Source organism: Agromyces sp. GXQ0307, from assembly GCF_044769845.1.
Classification (GTDB): domain Bacteria; phylum Actinomycetota; class Actinomycetes; order Actinomycetales; family Microbacteriaceae; genus Agromyces.
The window spans coordinates 529872-548008 of the sequence record NZ_JBIZVY010000002.1 but is presented as its reverse complement, the minus strand read 5'-3'; the positions used below and the strand labels follow the sequence as shown (position 1 = coordinate 548008).

The window sequence follows — 18137 nt, the reverse complement described above, 5'->3', positions numbered from 1 at the left end:
GGAACGATCTCGTAAATAACCTGATCAAAGACATTAAATACAGAGATTTGCGCAACTGATGCCGTCCGGCGTTGTTGACGGCCCCGCGCTGCTGTGTCAGCATGATGCCGACCTGATACCGGTACCAGATGCCGGCAAACCACGAGCACTGTCGGAAAGGACCACCATGCTCGAGACCACGATCCTCGGCTTCGACGAGGCGACGTTCCGCAACCAGACGACCAGCGCCGTGGCGCTGCGCCCGCAGATCGAGGAGGTCGTCGACCGTCTCCGGGCGCAGGGATTCGCGAACCTGTTCCTCGTCGGGGCCGGTGGAACCTACGCAGCCATGTGGCCGTATGAGCACCTCGCTCGACGCAATTCGACCCTGCCGGTTCGCGCGGTGATCGCCGCCGAGTTGCTCGAGTCGGGCGACGCGACCCTCGGCTCCGACTCGGTCGCGATCTTCACCTCGGTGTCGGGCACCACCGACGACAGCCTCCGCGCCATCGAGTACTGCAAGGCGCGCGGCGTGACGACCATCGGTTTCACGGGCTATCCGGAGTCACCCATCGCACAGGCAGTCGACATCCCCCTCGTGTCGGAGCCGAAGACCTGGCCGTTCGACATGCAGATGCTCCTGTTCATGACGAAGCTCCTCTCGTCCCGCGGTGAGTTCGAGGGGTACGAGCGATTCGCCGACGAACTCGCGGGGCTGCCCGACATCCTCGTGCGCGTCGCCGAACAGGCCGAGCCTGTGGCGTCCGCCTTCGCCGAGGCGCACGCCGAGACCGACTACCACTTCCTCGTCGGCGGCGGGAACCTGTGGGGCTTCACCTACCTCTACTCGATGTGCATCCTCGAGGAGATGCAGTGGCTCCGCACGACGCGCGTTCACAGCGCCGAGTTCTTCCACGGCTCGCTCGAGCTGCTCGGGGACGACACGAGCGTCATCGTCTTCCAGGGCGAGGACGAGACGCGCGCCCTGACCGACCGGGTCGAGAACTTCGTGAAGCGCATCACCGGGGACGTCACCGTGTTCGACACGAAGGACTACGAACTCGCAGGCATCAGCCCCGAGTTCCGCGGACTGCTCGCTCCCCTCGTGCTCGACACCGTGATGGGTCGCGTGTCGAAGCACCTCGAGCGCGTGCGGAACCACTCGCTCGACCTGCGCCGCTACTACCGCGTCGTCGACTACTGACCAGTGGCGACGGATGCCCCGTGGCCGGCCTGCCGCGGGGCATCCGTCCACCATCGGTCCGCCCGATCCCACGCACGATCCCTACGACCAGCCCCTGGAGGCGTCCAATGCGCATACTCGGCTTCGGCGACAACATCGTCGACCGCTTCCTCGACCGAGGGCTCGACTACCCGGGCGGCAACTGCGTCAACGTCGCGGTCTTCGCCCACCGGCTCGGCGCCGAAGCCGGGTACCTCGGCGTCTTCGGCGACGACCGGGCCGGCGAGCGCGTGCGCGAGGCGGTCGCCGCCGAGGGCGTGGATCTGTCGCGAAGCCTGGTGCGGGCAGGGGAGAGTGGAGTGTCGACTCTGCGCGTCGAGCAGGGCGAACGCACGTTCCTGGGGTGGAACGGCGGTGGCGTGACCGTCCGCTCGCCGCTCGAACTCGATCAGTCGTTGCTCGCGTATGCCGGCGGCTTCGACCTCGTGCATTCGAGCGTCTACTCCCGCAGCGAGCCCGAACTGCCGAAGCTCTCCGCGACGGACGCCCTCGTCTCGTTCGACCTCTCGAGCGAGGACGAGTTCCGGACCCCCGAGTACCTCGATCGGGTGTGCCCGCATGCCGATCTCGTACTGCTGTCGTGCTCGCACCTCGACGAAGCGCAGACATGTGCCCTGCTGGCTCAGGCCGTGGCCCGCGGCGCCGCGATCGCGCTCGCGACACGCGGCACCGACGGCGCGATGGTCACCGATGGGGAGGCCGTCGTGTCGGCGCCCGCACGCGTGGTCGGGGACGCGTCGGCGATCGTCGACACCATGGGGTGCGGCGACGCGTTCCTCGCCGGGTTCGTCGTCGCGCTGCTCGGCGCCGGGTGGCGGCGCGGGAGCCCCCGCCCGTCGCGCGCGGCGCTGGCCGCCGCGCTGCAGGCCGGTGCGGCATCCGCCTACGACCAGTGCTTCGTCGAGGGGGCCTTCGGTCGCTCGCACCCGTCGGGCGATCCTGTCGCCAGTAGCATGTGGTGAGTCGGGGGCAACGGGTGAAGGGTCGACACGGCGGCATGACGACGGAGCGGGAACGGAGCGCGAACCCACCCACGATCTCCGAGGTCGCGGCCGCCGCCGGCGTCGGTCGCGCGACCGCCGCCCGCACGCTCGGTGGATACGGGTACGTCAGCCCCGAGCTGCGCGAGCGCGTGCTCGCCGCGGCCGACCGGATCGGGTATCGGGCGAACGCACTGGCCCGCAGCATGTCGACCGGTATCACGCACACGCTCGGCGTCATCGTCGCCGACATCGGCAACCCGTTCTTCGCCGGTGTCGTGCGCGGCATCTCGGATGCCTCCCGTGAACGCGGATTCGACACCATCGTGTTGAGTACCCACGAATCGCTTTCCGAGGAGATCGCGGCGATGAACGTGCTCATCGACAAGCGGGTGGACGGCGTCGTCGTCGCCTCGGCGGCGGTCGACCGGGCCGACGTCGCGCATCTGTCGGCCGCGATCGAGCACGGCATCCCCGTGGTGCTCATCGACCGAGAGGTGTCGCACCTCGACCTCGATGCCGTCGTCATCGACAACCGTGAAGCGGCTCGGGAGGCGGTCGAGTCCCTGATCCAGGTGGGCCACACCCGCATCGGATTCGTATGGGGGCCCACGACCGAGGAACGTCCGCGTACTCGGCGCGAGCTGCTCGCGGCGGCGTCGAAGAACCTGTGGACCGACGCCGAGCGCCTGCGTGGCTACCTCGACGCGCTCGACGATGCCGGCATTCCATTCGATCCCGAACTCGTGATGGTGGGCGCAAAGACGGAGGATCATGCGTCTCGGGACGTCGCCCGAATGCTGACGCTTCCCGAGCGGGCGACCGCGATCTTCTGCACGGAGACCGACGCGATGACCGGTACGCTGCGAGCGCTGCGCGCAGCCCGGATGTCGTACCCCGATGATGTCTCCCTGATCGGCTTCGACGACAGCTCGTGGGCGGCGGTCATGGATCCACCACTCACGATGATCGCCCAGCCGATGTCCGAGCTCGGCGAGACTGCAGCATCGACGCTCCTCGCACTCATCGATGGGAAGCTCACGTCGCGTTCGCGTCACACGCTCGAGACCCGGCTGATCGCTCGGGCCTCCGTGAGCGCACCGCAGAGCCGATAGGACGGGTCGCTCTCCTTTCGACGTGGGGCAGGCCCTCCGGCGCGCCGCCGACCGCCGACCGATCGCGCCATCCACAGCCGATCGCGCCATCCACAACTGATCGAACGCGCCCAGCAGCTCGGCGCGGACGCGCGAGCCGGTTGACGCGACGCCGGTGGCGCCCGACAGGATGGAACGATCGTCGACACGAGGGGGAACGACCATGCCGAAGCGGATCTGCGTCACCGGTGCGTCAGGGCTCGCGGGGAGGGCCGTCGTGGCCGACCTGCTCGAGCACGGGTACGAGGTGCTCGCGACCGACGTCACGCCGCCGTCGCCGAGGCTCCCGCCGCGGTGGTCGAGACCCGACCTGGTGTACACGCAGGCGGACCTCACCGATTTCGGCGACGCGGTCGAGGTGCTGCAGGACGTCGATGCGGTCGCGCACCTCGCGGCGATCCCCGCGCCGACGATCTTCACGCCGGCGCGCACGTTGAACGTCAACAACGCGATCAATTCCAACGTCTTCATGGCGGCTGCGAAGGTCGGGCTCGAAAAGGTCGTGTGGGCGTCGAGCGAGACGACCCTCGGCCTCGACTTCGGGCCGGACGGGTTGCCCGACTACCTGCCGCTCGACGAGGACCACTACCCGAAGCCGAACTCGGCGTACTCGCTGTCGAAGGTGCTCGGCGAGACGATGGCCGAGCACATCGCGGACTGGACGGGCATTCCGTTCGTCGCGCTGCGCTTCTCGAACGTCATCGATCCGGAACGCTACGGCGAGTTCCCGGCGTTCGAGGACGACCCGCGCTCGCGGCTGTTCAACGCGTTCGGCTACATCGACGTGCGGGATGCCGCGCAGTCGGTGCGCCGCGCCCTCGAGGCGGATGTCGACGGCGCCCGCGCGTACGTGATCGCGAACGCCGACACCGTGATGAGCCGACCGACGCGCGAGCTCGTCGAGGAGTTCTTCCCGGGCGTCGCGCTGAAGCGCGACTTCGCGGGCACCGAGTCGCTGTTCTCGATCGAGCGTGCGCGCGACGAGCTCGGCTTCGAGCCCGAGCACGGCTGGCGCGAGGGCCGTTCGTGACGGCGCGCTCGGTCGGCTGCGAGATCCGGCTGCGGGTCGACGCGCCCGCCCGGCTGGCATTCCAGGTCGCCGTCGCGACCGGCGTCGACGCGGCCGATCGCCTGGAGTTCCGTACCGACGGCCGCCGGATCGAGGCGACCGAGCTGACGGATGCCGCGGGCAACCGCCTGCACGTCGTCGACGCGCCGGCCGGGGCGCTCGAGTGTTCGTACACGGCCGAGGTTCCGGATCGGGCGGCCGCGGCATCCGTCGACCCCGTCGACCTGCTCGCCTACCTGCGGCCGAGCCGGTACGCCGAGTCGGATCGGCTCGCGGCGACGGCGACCGCCGAGTTCGCGGGCATCGAGGGCACGGACCGGCTGGCGGCCGTGTCGTCGTGGGTCGGAACGCGCCTGTCGTACGTGCCCGGCTCGAGCAGCCCGACGGATGGCGCGGTGCAGACGCTGCTGGCCCGTCAGGGCGTGTGCCGCGACTACGCCCACCTCGTCGTCGCGCTGCTCCGCGCGCTCGACGTGCCGGCGCGGCTCGTCGCCGTGTACGCGCCCGGGCTGGATCCGATGGACTTCCACGCGGTCGCCGAGGCGTGGGTCGACGGCGCGTGGCACGTCGTCGACGCGACGACGCTCGCGCCGCGCGACACGATGGTGCGCATCGCGACCGGGCGCGACGCGGCCGACACGGCGTTCCTGTCGGCGTACGGGGGCGCGGTCCGCCTGGAGTCGGTGGAGGTCACGGCGGTCGCCGACGAACTGCCCGGCGATGACGTGCGCCGGCTCGTCCGACTCGGATGACGCGCGCGAGCGCCGGACTCAGGCGGCGACGCCGGTCGCCGTCGGCATGAGCAGCGCCGGCAGCACCGAGATCCCGACGATCGCGAGCGCGCCGATGCCGAGCCAGATCGCGGCGATCGCCGCGGTGGACGGCCGCTCGCCGGCGCGGCGGGCTCGGCTGCGGGCGAGGAGGCCGAGCGTCGAGGCGAAGACCGCGAGCGCCGCGAGCACGGCGGAACCGAGCGATTCGCGGTAGGGCGTCGCGAACGCGATGATCACGGTGGCGAGGCCGACGACGAGCGCGACGGAGCCGAGCCCGCGGCCGGAGGACGCGGCGGCGTCACGGACGCGCAGGCGCTCCTCGCGCGGCTCGTGGGTCTCGGCTGCCGACATGTTCTCTTCCCCCGGGTGTGCTCGCGTGTCGATGCCGCGTGCCGGGAGATCCGGCACGTCGTCGTCCCAGCTCGCGGTGATGCTGCACACATCCTCCCGCGGGGCTCGAGCGTGTGACGCCGATTCCGGGTCCGTCGGTGTCTCGATCCGGTCACGTCGGTCTCGATCCGATCACGACGGTCTCGGCGACGTCACGATCCGAGCCGCGTCTCCGGTTCAGGGGACGTTCAGGCACCACGTAATCGACATGTGTAGATTAGTGGCGTACCCGGAGCCATCCGACCCCGGGCCCGAACGGCAACGAACGCCGCAGGGCCGACGCCCGCGGCGAGACAAGGAGCGTCAGCAATGGCACGCGTCAACGGCAAGGTCGCACTCATCAGCGGTGGAGCACGGGGCATGGGCGCCTCGCACGCCCGCCTCCTCGTCGAGGAGGGCGCCAAGGTCGTGATCGGCGACATCCTGGACGACGAGGGCACCGAGCTCGCCGCAGAGCTCGGCGAGGGCAACGCCCGGTACGTCCACCTCGACGTCACCGACTACGCGCAGTGGCAGGCCGCCGTCGCGACCGCCACCGAGGCGTTCGGTCGCCTCGACATCGTCGTGAACAACGCCGGCATCGCGAACTTCGGCCCGATCGAGGACTACACGATCGAGGCGTGGCAGCAGATCCTCGACATCAACCTCACCGGGGTCTTCTACGGCATCAAGGCCGCGATCCCCGCGCTGAAGGAGTCCGGCGCCGGTTCCATCATCAACATCTCCTCGACCGCCGGCCTCCAGGGCTACGAGGCGCTGCCCGGCTACAACGCCGCGAAGTTCGGCGTGCGGGGCCTCACCAAGAACGCGGCGCTCGACCTCGGGCGCTACAACATCCGCGTGAACTCGGTGCACCCGGGCGTCATCCGCACGCCCATGACCGAGGAGCTCGACACCCCGCAGAACCACGTCGCGCTCCACCGCGTCGGCGAGCCGATCGAGCTGTCGAACCTCATCCTGTTCCTCGCGAGCGACGAGTCGAGCTTCTCGACCGGCGCCGAGTTCGTCGCCGACGGCGGCGAGACCGCGGGCCTCGCGCACTACGAGAGCTGAGCGGGCGCCCCCGATGCCGAACCGTGGGCGGATGCCGCGGCCGCGCGCCGCGGCATCCGCTCGCCCGTCTCGCAGCCCCCGCGCGCGCCCCGGGGCGCCGTCAGTCGCGGACGAGCCCGAGGTCGACGAGGCTCCGCGCCGACGCGAGCACCGACTCGTCGCGGTCGCGCGGAGTCCAGCCGAGCAGGCGCGTGGCCTTCTCGTGCGACGCGTCCGCGCGTCGCCCGAGCTCCTGCGACATCAGCCGGAGGTCGCGGCTGAACGGCGCGCCCGCGCGCACGACCCAGTCCGGGATCACCCGCCTCGGCACGCGCCGGGCGCGCTCGCCGAGGCCGGCGCGGAGCAGCCGTGCGAGTTCGATGTAGGTGATCGCGTCGCCCGACACGGCGAGGAATCGCTCGCCCGCGGCATCCGGATGGCGCATCGCGCGCACGTGCAGGTCGGCGACGTCGCGCACGTCGACCGCACCGACCGACCCGTTCGGCACGACCGGGAAGTCGCCGTTCAGCAACTGCCGGAGCAGCTCGAGCGACGACGACAGGTCGGTGCCGACCGCGGGCCCGAAGATGCCGACCGGATTGACCGTCGTCAGTTCCAGGCGCCCGCCCTCGCACGCGACGAAGTCCCAGGCCGCGCGTTCGGCGAGGGTCTTCGACCTGGCGTACGGCGTGACGCCTGGACCGTCGGGGTCCGTCCAGTCCTCCTCGGTGTACCGTCGGCCCGGGTTCGGACGGCCGTAGCCGATCGCCGCGAACGACGACGTCTGCACGACACGGCGCACGCCCGCGTCACGTGCGGCGCGGAGCACCCGCAGCACGCCGTCGCGCGCGGGCACGATGAGCTCGTCCTCGTCCTTCGGTTGCCGGGTCGGGAAGGGCGACGCCACGTGGAGCACGTACGCGGCGCCCGCGACCGCGTCGCTCCATCCGGCGTCGCGCGTCAGGTCGGCGGCGACGAACTCGACGCCGCTCGGGTCGGCTCCCGCGCGACGGACGAGTTCGCGCACTTCGTCGGCGCGCGCGAGGTCGCGCACCGTGGTGCGCACGCGCGCGCCATCGGCGAGCAGCCGGATGATGCAGGTGATCCCGACGAAGCCCGTGCCGCCGGTGACCAGGACCAGTTCGTCGTCCACGATCGCCTCCCGACTCGGACCCTACCCCGGCACGCCGCTGCGTGCGGGCCGGACGCGGGTCGGGTGACCTCGGGTCGGGTGATGGAGCGCGTCGCGATCGCTAGGGTGACCGCATGAGCGAAGCGGATGGCACGACCTCGCCGATCGCGTCGCCGATCGCGGGGGCGTCCGCGGCGGGGGCACCCGCGGACCCGGCGGCGCCCGCGTCGCCCGCGGACGACCCCCGTCATCGCCGCACGCGCGCCGCGCTCACGGCCGCACTGCTCCGGCTGCTCGAGCGCGAGCCGCTCGACGCGATCTCGGTCGCCGCGCTCTGCCGCGAGGCGGCCGTGCATCGCACGACCTTCTACGCGCACGCGTCGAGCGTGCACGGCTTCGCGCTCGACGTGTTCACGCAGGACCTCGACCGGCTCACGGCCGTCGCGGTCGAACCCGACGAGGAGACCCCCGAGCACGTCGCGGAGCGCTACCTCGCCTCGCTCATCGCGGTGCTCGAGCACGTCGCCGACGACCGCGCCGGGTATCGCGCACTGTTCGGCTCGACGAGCCGAGGCGTGTTCCGCTCCGTGCTCGACGCGCGGATGCGGCACCGGGCGCGCCTCGCCCTGGACGTGTGGCGTAGCCAGGGCGTGCCGGGTGCCCCGCGCGACGAGGTCGCGATGGCCGAGGCGGCGGCGTTCATCGCGGGCGGGCTCGTCGGCGCGATCGAGACGTGGGCGACCTCCGATGAGACGGATGCCGCGGCATCCGCTGCCCGTATCGGCACGCTCATGCCGGCGTGGTGGCCCCGTCCCGAGGTGTCGCCGCCCAGCGGTCGATGAGGATCGGGATCGCGGTGCGCACCCAGAACGACGGCAGCACGCGCCCGTCGCTGATGCCGCTGCCCGTGACGTACGCGGCGACGCGCACCGGTTCGTTCGTGTCGGTCAGCGGCTGACCCGTGATGCGCGCGTACTCGCGCTGGACCGTGCTGCGCACGTCCCAGAAGGCGGTCGGCATCGGGACGCCGACGAGCGCGTCGCGCATGGCCTCCCAGAGGTGCGGGTCGCCGCGCATCCCCCACTGCACGAGGCCGCGATCGAAGAGCGAGGCGAAGTCGGCGACGGATGCCTCGGGGTCGTCCTGCGTGGACATGCGCCCACGCTACGCGCGGGCCGGCGGGGCCGCGACCGCGCCGGGGCTGCGGGATCCTTGCGGTCGGTGGCATCCTTGCCATGAGAGGCCGACCCGTGAGGGTCGACGAGACCGAGGGGGCGAACGGATGGCGCGCAGGAACCACCGAGTCGCCGTGCTCGTGCTCGAGGGGGCGAAGCCGCTCGACGTCGGGATTCCGGCGCAGACGTTCACGACCCGCGCGAGCATGCCGTACGAGGTGCGCGTGTGCGGCGCGCAACCGGGACCGGTGACGGGCGGCGACGGGCTGTCGTACCACGTGGCCGACGGGCTCGAGGCGTTCGAGTGGGCCGAGACGATCTTCATCCCGGGCTACCGGCACCCCGACAGGGAGGACCCGCCGGCTGCGGTCGTCGACGCGCTCCGCGACGCACACGAGCGGGGTGCGCGGCTCGCCGCGATCTCGACGGGCGCGTTCGCGCTCGCCGCGACCGGACTGCTCGACGGGCGCCGGGCGACGACCCACTGGCACTACACGCGTGCACTGCAGGCGCGGCATCCGCTCGTCAGGGTCGACGAGAACGTCCTGTTCGTCGACGAGGGGCAGGTGCTGACGTCGGCGGGCGCGGCATCCGGCATCGACCTGTGCCTGCACCTCGTGCGCCGCGACCACGGCGTCGCGGTCTCGAACCACGCCGCACGGCGGCTCGTCGCGGCGCCCTACCGCAGCGGCGGACAGGCGCAGTACGTGCCGCGCGCGCTGCCCGAGCCGCTGGGCGAGGTCTTCGCGGCGACCCGTCAGTGGGCGATGGAGCACGTGCAGGATCCGCTCACGCTCGCCGACCTGGCGCGGAACGCGAACGTGTCGCCGCGCACCTTCTCGCGACGGTTCGTCGAGGACACGGGCTACACGCCCATGCAGTGGATCCTGCGTGCGCGCATCGACCTGGCGCGCGAGTTGCTCGAGCGCACCGACCTCGGCGTCGAGCAGGTCGCCGATCGCGTGGGCCTCGGCACCGGCGCGAACCTGCGGCTGCACTTCCACCGCATCCTCGGCACCTCGCCGAGCGAGTACCGCCACACCTTCGCCGCCTGACGCCCGATGCCGTTTTCAGGAGAGTTTCGACGTGTCGCCGTTCTCGGCGGCGTGTCTTCCTGAGAAACGCGCGATTCCGAGAATTCCTCCTGAGAACGGGATGCCTCGTGGGGCGGGCGCGGCCAGCGGGCCGGCGGGCCGAGGGGTCAACGGATGCCGCGGGCGGCGGCCGAGGTCGAGCGACCGGTCGGCTGCTCGCCGCCGGACACGGGCCGGGCGGCGGAGCGGACGGGGATGCTTCCCGTCGAGGTGAACGTCGGCTGCGCCCCCGTCGGGGTGCGGCCGATGGAGCGCACGATCGCCGCGCGGCGGCGCGCCCGGAGCGCGGCCGGGATGCCCGCGATCGCGTCGGAGATGCGCGCGATCACGATGCCGATCACGGCGCCGAGCGAGTTGGCGACGAGGTCGCGGGGGTCGGAGATCCGGTCGGCCATCGGGATCTGCGCGATCTCGATGAGCAACGCGAACCCCGAGCTCATCAGCACGGGCACGACCGCGGGCGCGCCCCGGACGGCGAAGGCGAGCAGGGCGCCGAACGGCACGAAGAGCAGCACGTTGAGCCCGAACTCGGTCTGCGAGCCGATCGTCCACGTGTCGGAGTCGAGCCACGTGCTCGGGTCGAGGACGCCGCCGGGCGCCTGATTCCCGGAGACGGCACCGGGCGCCGGCCCCAACGTCACCCACAGCATGACGACGGCGTACGCGAAGAGCAGCACGGCGGCGGTTCGGGAGGGACGCATCTGTCGATCGTCGCGAGCCGACCTTTGTCCTTCCTGTGTGCCGGGTGGGAGCTCGGGCGGAGTCGGAATCCGCCGAGGCGGGCGGGGCGCGGGCACGAGTTGGCGAGATCCTTTCGCATGCTGTCGCTCCGGCCACTGCCGAGGCATCCGTCACCCCATCATGCTGGACGCGCAACAGAGGAAAGGACCCCTGACGTCATGACCACCCGCATCGCCGTCAACGGATTCGGCCGCATCGGCCGCAACGTCGTCCGCGCGCTCATCGAGCGCGACGCCGACTTCGAACTGGTCGCCGTGAACGACCTCACCGAGCCCGCCGCGCTCGCGCGCCTGCTGAAGTACGACACCGTGGGCGGCCGCTTCGGCCGCACCGTCGAGGTCGACGGCGACGTCCTCGTGATCGACGGCCACCGCGTGAAGGTGCTCGCCGAGCGCGACCCCGCGAAGCTGCCCTGGGGCGAGCTCGGCGTCGACATCGTGCTCGAGTCGACCGGCCGCTTCACCGACGCCGAGGCCGCGAAGGCGCACCTCGAGGCCGGCGCGAAGAAGGTGCTCGTCTCGGCCCCGTCGAAGGGTGCGGACGTCACGCTCGCCTACGGCGTGAACACCGACGCCTACGACCCCGCCGCGCACACCATCGTCTCGAACGCATCGTGCACGACCAACGCGCTCGCGCCGCTCGCGAAGGTCCTCGACGACCTCGCCGGGATCGAGCACGGCTTCATGACCACCATCCACGCGTACACGCAGGACCAGAACCTGCAGGACGCCCCGCACTCCGACGCACGTCGCGCCCGCGCCGCCGCCGAGAACATCGTGCCGAGCTCGACCGGTGCCGCGAAGGCCATCGGCCTCGTGCTCCCGGCGCTCGACGGCAAGCTCAACGGCGACTCGATGCGCGTGCCCGTGCCGGTCGGCTCGATCGTCGAGCTCAACGCGACCGTCTCGAAGGACGTCACGCTCGACGAGGTGCTCGCGGCCTACCGCGCCGCCGCCGAGGGCCCCCTGAAGGGCGTGCTCGAGTACTCCGAGGAGCCGCTCGTCTCGAGCGACATCGTCGGCAACCCGCACTCGTCGATCTTCGACGCCGCCCTCACCCGCGTCGACGGCAAGCACATCAAGGTCGTCGCCTGGTACGACAACGAGTGGGGCTTCTCGAACCGCGTGATCGACTCGCTCGGGCTGCTCGCCGCGGCCTGATCGCAACCGACTCCGGTCGGCCCGGGACCACGCTCCCCGGGCAGACCGGCCCCGACATCGCGTCGGCGGGGGAGTGGAGCCCCCGCCGGCGCGATTTCGCGTCTCGGGGCACGGTGAGCCTCGGCGCCCGCTCGCGCGTGTCGGCGGCACGCGTCAGACTTGGCAGGTGACTCGTCGTGGGTTCTTCCTCTTCGCCGCGCTCGGGGTCGCCTGGGGCATCCCGTACCTGTTCATCAAGGTGGCGGTGAGCGAGCTCGAGCCGGCGATGGTGGTGCTCGGGCGATCGGCGCTCGCCGCGCTGCTGCTCATGCCGCTCGCGTTCTACCGGCGCGAGGTCTGGCAGGTCGTCCGCCGCTGGAAGCCGATGCTCGCCTACACGGTCGTCGAGATCATCCTGCCGTGGTACTTCCTGAGTTCGGCCGAGCAGCGGCTCCCGAGCTCGACCGCCGGCCTCCTGTTGGCCACCGTGCCGCTCGCCGGCGTGGCGATCGCGTTCATCATGGGCCGGCCCGAGCGGCTCACGCGTGTGAACTGGCTCGGCATCGCGCTCGGCATGCTGGGCGTTGCGGCGCTCGTCGGGCTCGACATCGCGGGCTCCGACCTCATCGCGGTCGCCGAGATGGCGGTCGTGGTGGTCGGCTACGCGCTGGGGCCGGCGATCCTCGCCCGCTGGATGCCCGACCTGCCCGGCGTCGGGGTCGTCGCCGTGTCGCTCGCCGCCACCGCCGTCGTGTACGTGCCGTTCGTGCTATTCACTGGCGCGTGGCCCGTCGCCTGGCCGTCGACGAACGTCATCGTGTCGATCGTCGTGCTGGCCGTCATCTGCAGCGCGCTCGCCTTCCTCCTCATGGTCGCGCTCATCGGCGAGATCGGGCCGGTGAAGGCGACCGCGATCACCTACGTGAACCCGGCCGTCGCCATCCTCGCGGGCGCCCTCGTGCTCGGCGAGCGGGTGACGGTCTGGACGATCGTCGGCTTCGTGCTCGTCCTCGCGGGTTCGTACCTCGTGACACGCAAGCGGCAGGAGCAGATCGCCGCCGAAGGCGTCGAAGAGGCCTGCGCCGAGCAGGCGGTGACGAATCCGGACCCGATGTCGATCCCGCCCCCACCCGTTCGACGTACAGAATGAGACGGATCCCCGCCTCGCCCGAACCGAGCAAAGGACGCCCCATGCGCACCCTCATCGTGACCGAGTTCATCACCCTCGACGGCATCATCGACTCGCCCGGCGGCGGCGACCACCCGCGCGCGGGCTGGACCTTCACGGAGGTCCCGTTCGTCGAGGAGGCCTACGAGATCAAAGGTCGCGAGCAGCAGGAGGCGGGCGCCATGCTCCTCGGCCGCGTGAGCTACGACGAGTTCGCGCCGGTCTGGCCGAGCATGGAGGACGAGTTCGCCGAGTACAACGCGATGCCGAAGTACGTCGTCTCGTCGACCCTGACCGACCCCGAGTGGAACAACACGACGGTGCTGCGTTCGCTCGACGAGGTCGCCGAGCTCAAGCAGGGCGACGGCGCCCCGATCATCGTGCACGCCAGTGCGACCCTCGCGCAGGGCCTCGCCGAGGCCGGTCTCGTCGACCGTTACCACCTGCTCGTCTTCCCCGTCGTGCTGGGCGAGGGCAAGCGCCTCTTCAACGGCCGCGAGCAGGGCGCGCTGAAGCTCGTCGAGCACGAGGCGTACTCGAACGGCGTCGTCAAGAACGTGTTCGACGTGGTGCGCTGAGCGACGGCGAGCGGATGGCGCGGGGCGGGCCCGACGACGAGGCGATCGAGGATGCCGCGGTGGCGGCCGCGCGCGGCGAGCCCGCGCCATCCGCCCCGCCCACCGCAGACGGCGCCGACGTCGACCCGGTGACCGACGGCGCGGGGCCGCCGTGGTGGCGACGGCGTCCGCCGGCCGACCACGACCGGTTGGCCCGCGGCATCTGGTGGACCGGACACGTGCAGCTCTTCATCGCGCTCGCCCTGCTCGTCGGATGCGGTGCGCTCGTGATCGTCGGCATCGTGCGAGGCGACCAGGGACTGTCGATGTCGGTGCTCGGCCTCGCCATGGCCGGGCCGTTCGCCCTGTCCGGCCGAATGCTGCGCGCGAGCAGCGGATGGCGCACCTACTGGGGCCCGACCGACCGGAGGAACTGGGCGCCGCGGGCGGCCATGCTCGTCGCGACGGTCGTCGGCATCGCGATCGTGTCGATCGCCGCGACGACCGTGATCGCGTACCTGCTGCTGATCTTCGGCTGGTCGTGGTCCTGGTCGGCGTCGACCTGACCTGCGCTGGCCCCTGAACGTTCGTGCAGAGGTCCGCCGACCGGGAACAGCGAGCCCGCGGCATCCGTTGCCCATCACCATGACCACTCTCGGAATCATCGGAGCAGGACACATCGGCAGCCAGGTCGCCCGGGCGGCGGTGGCGAACGGGTACGAGGTCGTGATCGCGAACTCGCGCGGCCCGGAGACGCTCGCCGACCTCGTCGAGGAACTCGGGCCGAGGGCGCGCGCCGCGACCGCGGCCGAGGCCGGCGCGGCCGGCGACATCGTCGTGGTGACCGTGCCGTTCAAGGCCTACGCGTCGATCCCGGTCGAGCCGCTCGCGGGCAAGGTCGTCATCGACACGAACAACTACTACTGGGAGCGCGACGGCCGCGTGCCCGCGCTCGACGAGGGCCGCGCGACGGTCTCGGGCATGCTGCAGGAGCACCTGCCCGAGAGCCGGGTCGCGAAGGGCTTCAACCACATCCGGTCGGCCGAGATCACGACCGACGGACGCCCGGCGGGCGATCCCGATCGTCGCGCGCTCGCGACGTCGAGCGACTTCGAGGATGCCGCGGCCGTCGTCACGCGCCTGTACGACGAGTTCGGCTTCGACACGGTGAACGTGGGACCGCTCGCCGAGAGCTGGCGCGTCGAGCGCGACCAGCCGGCGTACGTCGTGCCGCAGACGCGCGACGAGCTCGTCGCGAACCTCGCGCGCGCGGAGCGACCGCGGTCCGCCGCCTGAGGTGCCGTCCGATCGAGGTCGTCGTCACGTTCGGTGGGTCGTCCAGGCTCGACACCCGCCGATCGTGACGACAACCGGGCGGCGGCGGCGACGACACGTCCACATTCCGCTTTGCGGCGACGCCGGGACGCGGTATCTTCCTCTGCACCGGTTGACGACGACGTCATGATCGCTCCGACGACCGAGAAGAGGAGACCATGATCTACGAAGACCGGGACCGCCTGAAGCGAGCCCTGCAGGCCAGCGCAGAGGGAACCAGCCGACAGCTCGAGCTCGACGAGGCGGCACGCGAGTGCGCCGAGGCGTTGATGACGGGCGCGATCGACCTGGCGCAGGTCCACGCACAGCGCTACTCCGAGTTGAAGGGCGTGCCCGCCGCGGCGCCGGCCGGAGCCTGACGCCGGCGCGCATCGGCGGAGCGCGCTCCCGCGCACACCGGCCCGTCCCGTGCGAAGCGCGCGCACCGGCGGAATGCGCGCCCGCGTACGTCCGCCCGTCCCGCACGAAGCGCGCGCGCCGGCGGCGGCCCCGCGCGCCTTGCGCGAAAACCGCCCGAAACGCGCCGGGTGCATACTGATCCCGAGCGCCGGGCCCGACCTCCCCCGACCGGGACCCCGGCTGGGAGGAGACCCGGCATGAACCGATCCGTGCGGTTCGACGACATCCGCGCCCTGCTCGTGTGCCACGTCGACAACGCGGGCATCTCGCGCGTGAAGGTGCTGCCGCACCGGCGGCTGCTGTCGGCGAGCACGCACGGCGTCACGATCTCGAACAGTGCGGGCGTGCTGTTCTCCGTCGACGACCACCTGAACTCGACGCCCGACGTCGATCCCGTCGTGGGCGATCTGCGCGGCATCGCCGACACGTCGTCGATGGCGATGCTCGACCGGGAGGCGCGGCTCGCCTGGGCGCCGGCCGACCTGTTCTCACTCGACGGCACCCCGCACCCGACGTGCCAGCGCACCGCGCTGCGGCGCGTCGTCGACGACGCCGAGGACGCCCGCCTGACGTTCATGGTCGGGTTCGAGCTCGAGTGCACGGTGTTCCGCCCGTCAGCGGTCGAGGGCGAGTCGCCGGTGCCCGCGACGACCGGACCCGCGTACTCGACACGCGCCCTGCTCGAGGTCGAGTCGTTCGCGATCGCCGCGCTCGAGGCGCTCGACGTCGCAGGCGTGCCGGTCGACCAGATGCACCCCGAGTTCGGCACCGGGCAGATCGAGTTCGCCTTCGCGCCGCGCGATCCGCTGGCGGCGGTCGACGACCTCGTCCTGGCGCGCGTCGTGCTGACCCGCGTCGCGCGGCGGCACGGCCTCATGGTCTCGTTCGCGCCCGTGCCGATCGTGGGCGGTTCGACGAACGGATGCCACGTGCACCTCTCGGCGCGACGGGACGGGCGCAACGTCTTCGCCGATCCGAAGGCCAAGCTCGGCGTCACGCCTCTCGGGGCGAACATGATCGCCGGCATCCTCGACCGCCTCGAGGAGGGCGTCGCGCTGCTCGGCGGCAGCGTGCTCTCGTTCGCCCGCCTGCGCCCGCACGCGTGGGCGGGCGCCGACATCTGCTGGGGGCCGGGCAATCGCGAGGCGGCGATCCGCTTCGTGCCGGGCCAGGCCGGCATGGGCGCCGAGCAGTCGAACATCGAGATCAAGCCGACGGATGGCGCGGCCAACCCCTATCTCGCCGTCGCCGCGATCATCGCCGCCGCCCTCGACGGCGTCGCGCGCGATGCGTCGCCGCCGAAGCCGGTGCACGTCGACCCCTCGACCCTGACCGCCGCGCAACGCCGGAGCGCCGGCATCCGCCCCCTGCCCGCCGACCTCGGTTCGGCGCTGCACCGGTTGGAGTCGAGCGAGTTCTACCGGGGCGTCTTCGGCGACGTGCTCATCGATGCGTACGTCGCGACGCGCCAGCACGAATGGGCGGCGTACGGCGAGCACGTGCCGGAGGACGTCGCCGAGATCGTTCGCTGGCGGTACTGAGGGCCGTCGCCCGGCGTCTGCCGTCGCGCTCTTGCATCAGCGCGCGCGGCCCGATCGCTCCCCGCCGAACAGGCGCGCGATCGCCGCGAGGAGCCCACCCGCTTCGGGCGGCAGTGGGGCGTCCTCGAACCCGTCGTGCAGCTGCACCGGCCCGGTGAAGGCCATCGCCCCGCTCCATCCGGGGTCGGACCACGGTGCGGACCCTCCGTGCTGGGTCGTGTCGGTGGTGCTCGTCGCAGCGCTCATGATGTCCTCCTCGACTGGTCGTCATCGACGGTCGGATCGCGCCGACGCTGCCCGGCCATTCTCCTCCTGTCGGCCCGCGACCGCTTCGGGGATCGCCCGGATCGCGGCATCCGCCCGCCGTCGCCGGGGGTCTTGCCGGGTGTCGTCGGGTGCGGCGAGCATGGGGCGCATGGATGCCGCAGCCGCGCCGGAGGGCGCTCAGTCCGAGCCGTCCGAGCCATCCGCGCCCCCGCGCGCGATCTCGCCGCAGCAGTTCCACGACGCCGCGGGCGTCGACGACTGGCGGGTGCTCTACTGGGGCGCCCACGCGTTCTTCCGCGCGCGGTCGTTCGCCGAGGCGGCCCGTTTCGTCGCCGCGATCACCGCGATCGACGAGGTCGTGCGTCACGAACCCGACGTCGATCTGCGGCACGAGGGTGTCGCGGTGAAGCTCATCAGCCGCGATGTGCGCGACCTCAGCACGCGCGACCTGGAGGTGGCCCGCATCATCTCCGGCGTCGCGCGCGAGCAGGGCCTCGCGGCGGATGCCTCGGTGCTGCAGGTCGTACAGACGGCGATCGCGTCGCCGCCGTCGGCGGAGGTCACGCCGTTCTGGACCGCGGTGCTCGGGTACGTGCGCCCGAACGACACGCACCTCGTCGATCCGCTGCGCCGAGGGTCGTCGGTGTTCCTGCAGCCCGAGGAGCGGGTCGGACCGCGGCGCGGGCGCATGCACGTCGACGTGTGCGTGCCGCACGACCAGGTGCACGCGCGCATCGACGCGGCACTCGCCGCGGGCGGACGCATCGCCGACGATTCGTTCGCGCCCGAGTGGTGGACGCTCGCCGACTCCGAGAACCACGGCGTCGACATCACGACGTGGTGGGGGCGCGAGTCGACGCGGCTGCCGGAGGCGCGGCCGGAATGACGGGTTCCGGGAGTGCGGGTTCCGGGAGTGACGGGCCGGGCGCCGCCGCCGCGTGACGTCGCCGATTCGCGGCCGCCCGCGGG

At 71.7% G+C, this 18137-nt stretch carries 21 protein-coding genes; 16 read left to right on the top strand and 5 right to left on the bottom strand.

The window, feature by feature from the left end:
• Nucleotides 1-166 precede the first annotated feature (166 nt).
• The 5 genes from ACIQH8_RS07845 to ACIQH8_RS07825 all read left to right on the top strand — a co-directional run bounded on the left by ACIQH8_RS07845 (nucleotide 167) and on the right by ACIQH8_RS07825 (nucleotide 5177).
• A complete protein-coding gene (locus tag ACIQH8_RS07845) occupies nucleotides 167-1183 on the top strand; it encodes an SIS domain-containing protein (RefSeq protein WP_400996812.1) in 1017 nt (338 codons plus the stop codon).
• A gap of 107 nt (nucleotides 1184-1290) precedes the next feature.
• Nucleotides 1291-2184: a PfkB family carbohydrate kinase gene (locus ACIQH8_RS07840; RefSeq protein WP_400996810.1), complete on the top strand. Its 894-nt coding sequence runs from the start codon at nucleotides 1291-1293 to the stop codon at nucleotides 2182-2184.
• A gap of 35 nt (nucleotides 2185-2219) precedes the next feature.
• Nucleotides 2220-3317: a LacI family DNA-binding transcriptional regulator gene (locus tag ACIQH8_RS07835; protein ID WP_400996808.1), complete on the top strand. Its 1098-nt coding sequence runs from the start codon at nucleotides 2220-2222 to the stop codon at nucleotides 3315-3317.
• 202 nt (nucleotides 3318-3519) lie between these two features.
• On the top strand, nucleotides 3520-4386 hold the full coding sequence (locus ACIQH8_RS07830; RefSeq protein WP_400996806.1) for an NAD-dependent epimerase/dehydratase family protein: 867 nt from the start codon (nucleotides 3520-3522) through the stop codon (nucleotides 4384-4386).
• The gene (locus ACIQH8_RS07825) at nucleotides 4383-5177 is read left to right on the top strand and encodes a transglutaminase family protein (protein WP_400996803.1); all 795 of its coding nucleotides are present in this window, start codon (nucleotides 4383-4385) and stop codon (nucleotides 5175-5177) included. The genes ACIQH8_RS07830 and ACIQH8_RS07825 overlap by 4 nt, the downstream gene beginning before the upstream one ends.
• An 18-nt stretch (nucleotides 5178-5195) precedes the next feature.
• Here ACIQH8_RS07825 and ACIQH8_RS07820 read toward each other — a convergent pair whose 3' ends face one another.
• On the bottom strand, nucleotides 5196-5549 hold the full coding sequence (locus ACIQH8_RS07820; RefSeq protein WP_400996801.1) for a hypothetical protein: 354 nt from the start codon (nucleotides 5547-5549) through the stop codon (nucleotides 5196-5198).
• A 348-nt stretch (nucleotides 5550-5897) separates the two neighbouring features.
• Here ACIQH8_RS07820 and ACIQH8_RS07815 point away from each other — a divergent pair, with 348 nt between their 5' ends.
• A complete protein-coding gene (locus tag ACIQH8_RS07815; RefSeq protein ID WP_400996798.1) occupies nucleotides 5898-6641 on the top strand; it encodes a glucose 1-dehydrogenase in 744 nt (247 codons plus the stop codon).
• A gap of 100 nt (nucleotides 6642-6741) precedes the next feature.
• On the opposite strand, the gene ACIQH8_RS07810 is transcribed toward ACIQH8_RS07815, so the two are convergent.
• Nucleotides 6742-7773, bottom strand: coding sequence for an SDR family oxidoreductase (locus ACIQH8_RS07810; RefSeq protein WP_400996795.1), 1032 nt, complete (start codon nucleotides 7771-7773; stop codon nucleotides 6742-6744).
• Between the two features lie 113 nt (nucleotides 7774-7886).
• Between ACIQH8_RS07810 and ACIQH8_RS07805 the strand changes: the two genes are divergently transcribed.
• Nucleotides 7887-8594, top strand: a complete 708-nt coding sequence (locus ACIQH8_RS07805) for a TetR/AcrR family transcriptional regulator (protein ID WP_400996793.1) — start codon at nucleotides 7887-7889, stop codon at nucleotides 8592-8594.
• Here ACIQH8_RS07805 and ACIQH8_RS07800 read toward each other — a convergent pair.
• Nucleotides 8542-8907, bottom strand: coding sequence for a hypothetical protein (locus ACIQH8_RS07800; protein ID WP_400996790.1), 366 nt, complete (start codon nucleotides 8905-8907; stop codon nucleotides 8542-8544). The two genes, ACIQH8_RS07805 and ACIQH8_RS07800, sit on opposite strands and share 53 nt — an antisense overlap.
• Nucleotides 8908-9034: 127 nt before the next feature.
• Between ACIQH8_RS07800 and ACIQH8_RS07795 the strand changes: the two genes are divergently transcribed.
• Nucleotides 9035-9982: a GlxA family transcriptional regulator gene (locus ACIQH8_RS07795; protein ID WP_400996788.1), complete on the top strand. Its 948-nt coding sequence runs from the start codon at nucleotides 9035-9037 to the stop codon at nucleotides 9980-9982.
• A 146-nt stretch (nucleotides 9983-10128) separates the two neighbouring features.
• On the opposite strand, the gene ACIQH8_RS07790 is transcribed toward ACIQH8_RS07795, so the two are convergent.
• Nucleotides 10129-10722, bottom strand: a complete 594-nt coding sequence (locus tag ACIQH8_RS07790; RefSeq protein ID WP_400996785.1) for a VanZ family protein — start codon at nucleotides 10720-10722, stop codon at nucleotides 10129-10131.
• A 198-nt stretch (nucleotides 10723-10920) separates the two neighbouring features.
• Between ACIQH8_RS07790 and gap the strand changes: the two genes are divergently transcribed.
• The 7 genes from gap to ACIQH8_RS07755 all read left to right on the top strand — a co-directional run bounded on the left by gap (nucleotide 10921) and on the right by ACIQH8_RS07755 (nucleotide 16901).
• Nucleotides 10921-11922, top strand: a complete 1002-nt coding sequence (gap, locus tag ACIQH8_RS07785) for a type I glyceraldehyde-3-phosphate dehydrogenase (RefSeq protein ID WP_400996783.1) — start codon at nucleotides 10921-10923, stop codon at nucleotides 11920-11922.
• A gap of 166 nt (nucleotides 11923-12088) precedes the next feature.
• Nucleotides 12089-13051, top strand: a complete 963-nt coding sequence (locus ACIQH8_RS07780) for a DMT family transporter (protein WP_400996781.1) — start codon at nucleotides 12089-12091, stop codon at nucleotides 13049-13051.
• A 41-nt stretch (nucleotides 13052-13092) separates the two neighbouring features.
• Nucleotides 13093-13647, top strand: coding sequence for a dihydrofolate reductase family protein (locus ACIQH8_RS07775; RefSeq protein ID WP_400996779.1), 555 nt, complete (start codon nucleotides 13093-13095; stop codon nucleotides 13645-13647).
• Between the two features lie 14 nt (nucleotides 13648-13661).
• Nucleotides 13662-14192 (top strand): hypothetical protein, encoded by a 531-nt coding sequence (locus ACIQH8_RS07770; protein WP_400996776.1) that lies wholly within the window; start codon nucleotides 13662-13664, stop codon nucleotides 14190-14192.
• 79 nt (nucleotides 14193-14271) lie between these two features.
• Nucleotides 14272-14922: an NADPH-dependent F420 reductase gene (locus ACIQH8_RS07765; RefSeq protein ID WP_400996774.1), complete on the top strand. Its 651-nt coding sequence runs from the start codon at nucleotides 14272-14274 to the stop codon at nucleotides 14920-14922.
• Nucleotides 14923-15119: 197 nt separating this feature from the next.
• On the top strand, nucleotides 15120-15320 hold the full coding sequence (locus ACIQH8_RS07760; protein WP_353826550.1) for a hypothetical protein: 201 nt from the start codon (nucleotides 15120-15122) through the stop codon (nucleotides 15318-15320).
• Nucleotides 15321-15557: 237 nt separating this feature from the next.
• On the top strand, nucleotides 15558-16901 hold the full coding sequence (locus tag ACIQH8_RS07755) for a hypothetical protein (protein WP_400996771.1): 1344 nt from the start codon (nucleotides 15558-15560) through the stop codon (nucleotides 16899-16901).
• Nucleotides 16902-16937: 36 nt separating this feature from the next.
• Here the strand turns inward: ACIQH8_RS07755 and ACIQH8_RS07750 are convergent, their stop codons facing one another.
• On the bottom strand, nucleotides 16938-17147 hold the full coding sequence (locus tag ACIQH8_RS07750) for a hypothetical protein (RefSeq protein ID WP_400996769.1): 210 nt from the start codon (nucleotides 17145-17147) through the stop codon (nucleotides 16938-16940).
• A gap of 169 nt (nucleotides 17148-17316) precedes the next feature.
• Here ACIQH8_RS07750 and ACIQH8_RS07745 point away from each other — a divergent pair, with 169 nt between their 5' ends.
• The gene (locus tag ACIQH8_RS07745; RefSeq protein WP_400996767.1) at nucleotides 17317-18054 is read left to right on the top strand and encodes a VOC family protein; all 738 of its coding nucleotides are present in this window, start codon (nucleotides 17317-17319) and stop codon (nucleotides 18052-18054) included.
• Nucleotides 18055-18137: the final 83 nt, after the last annotated feature.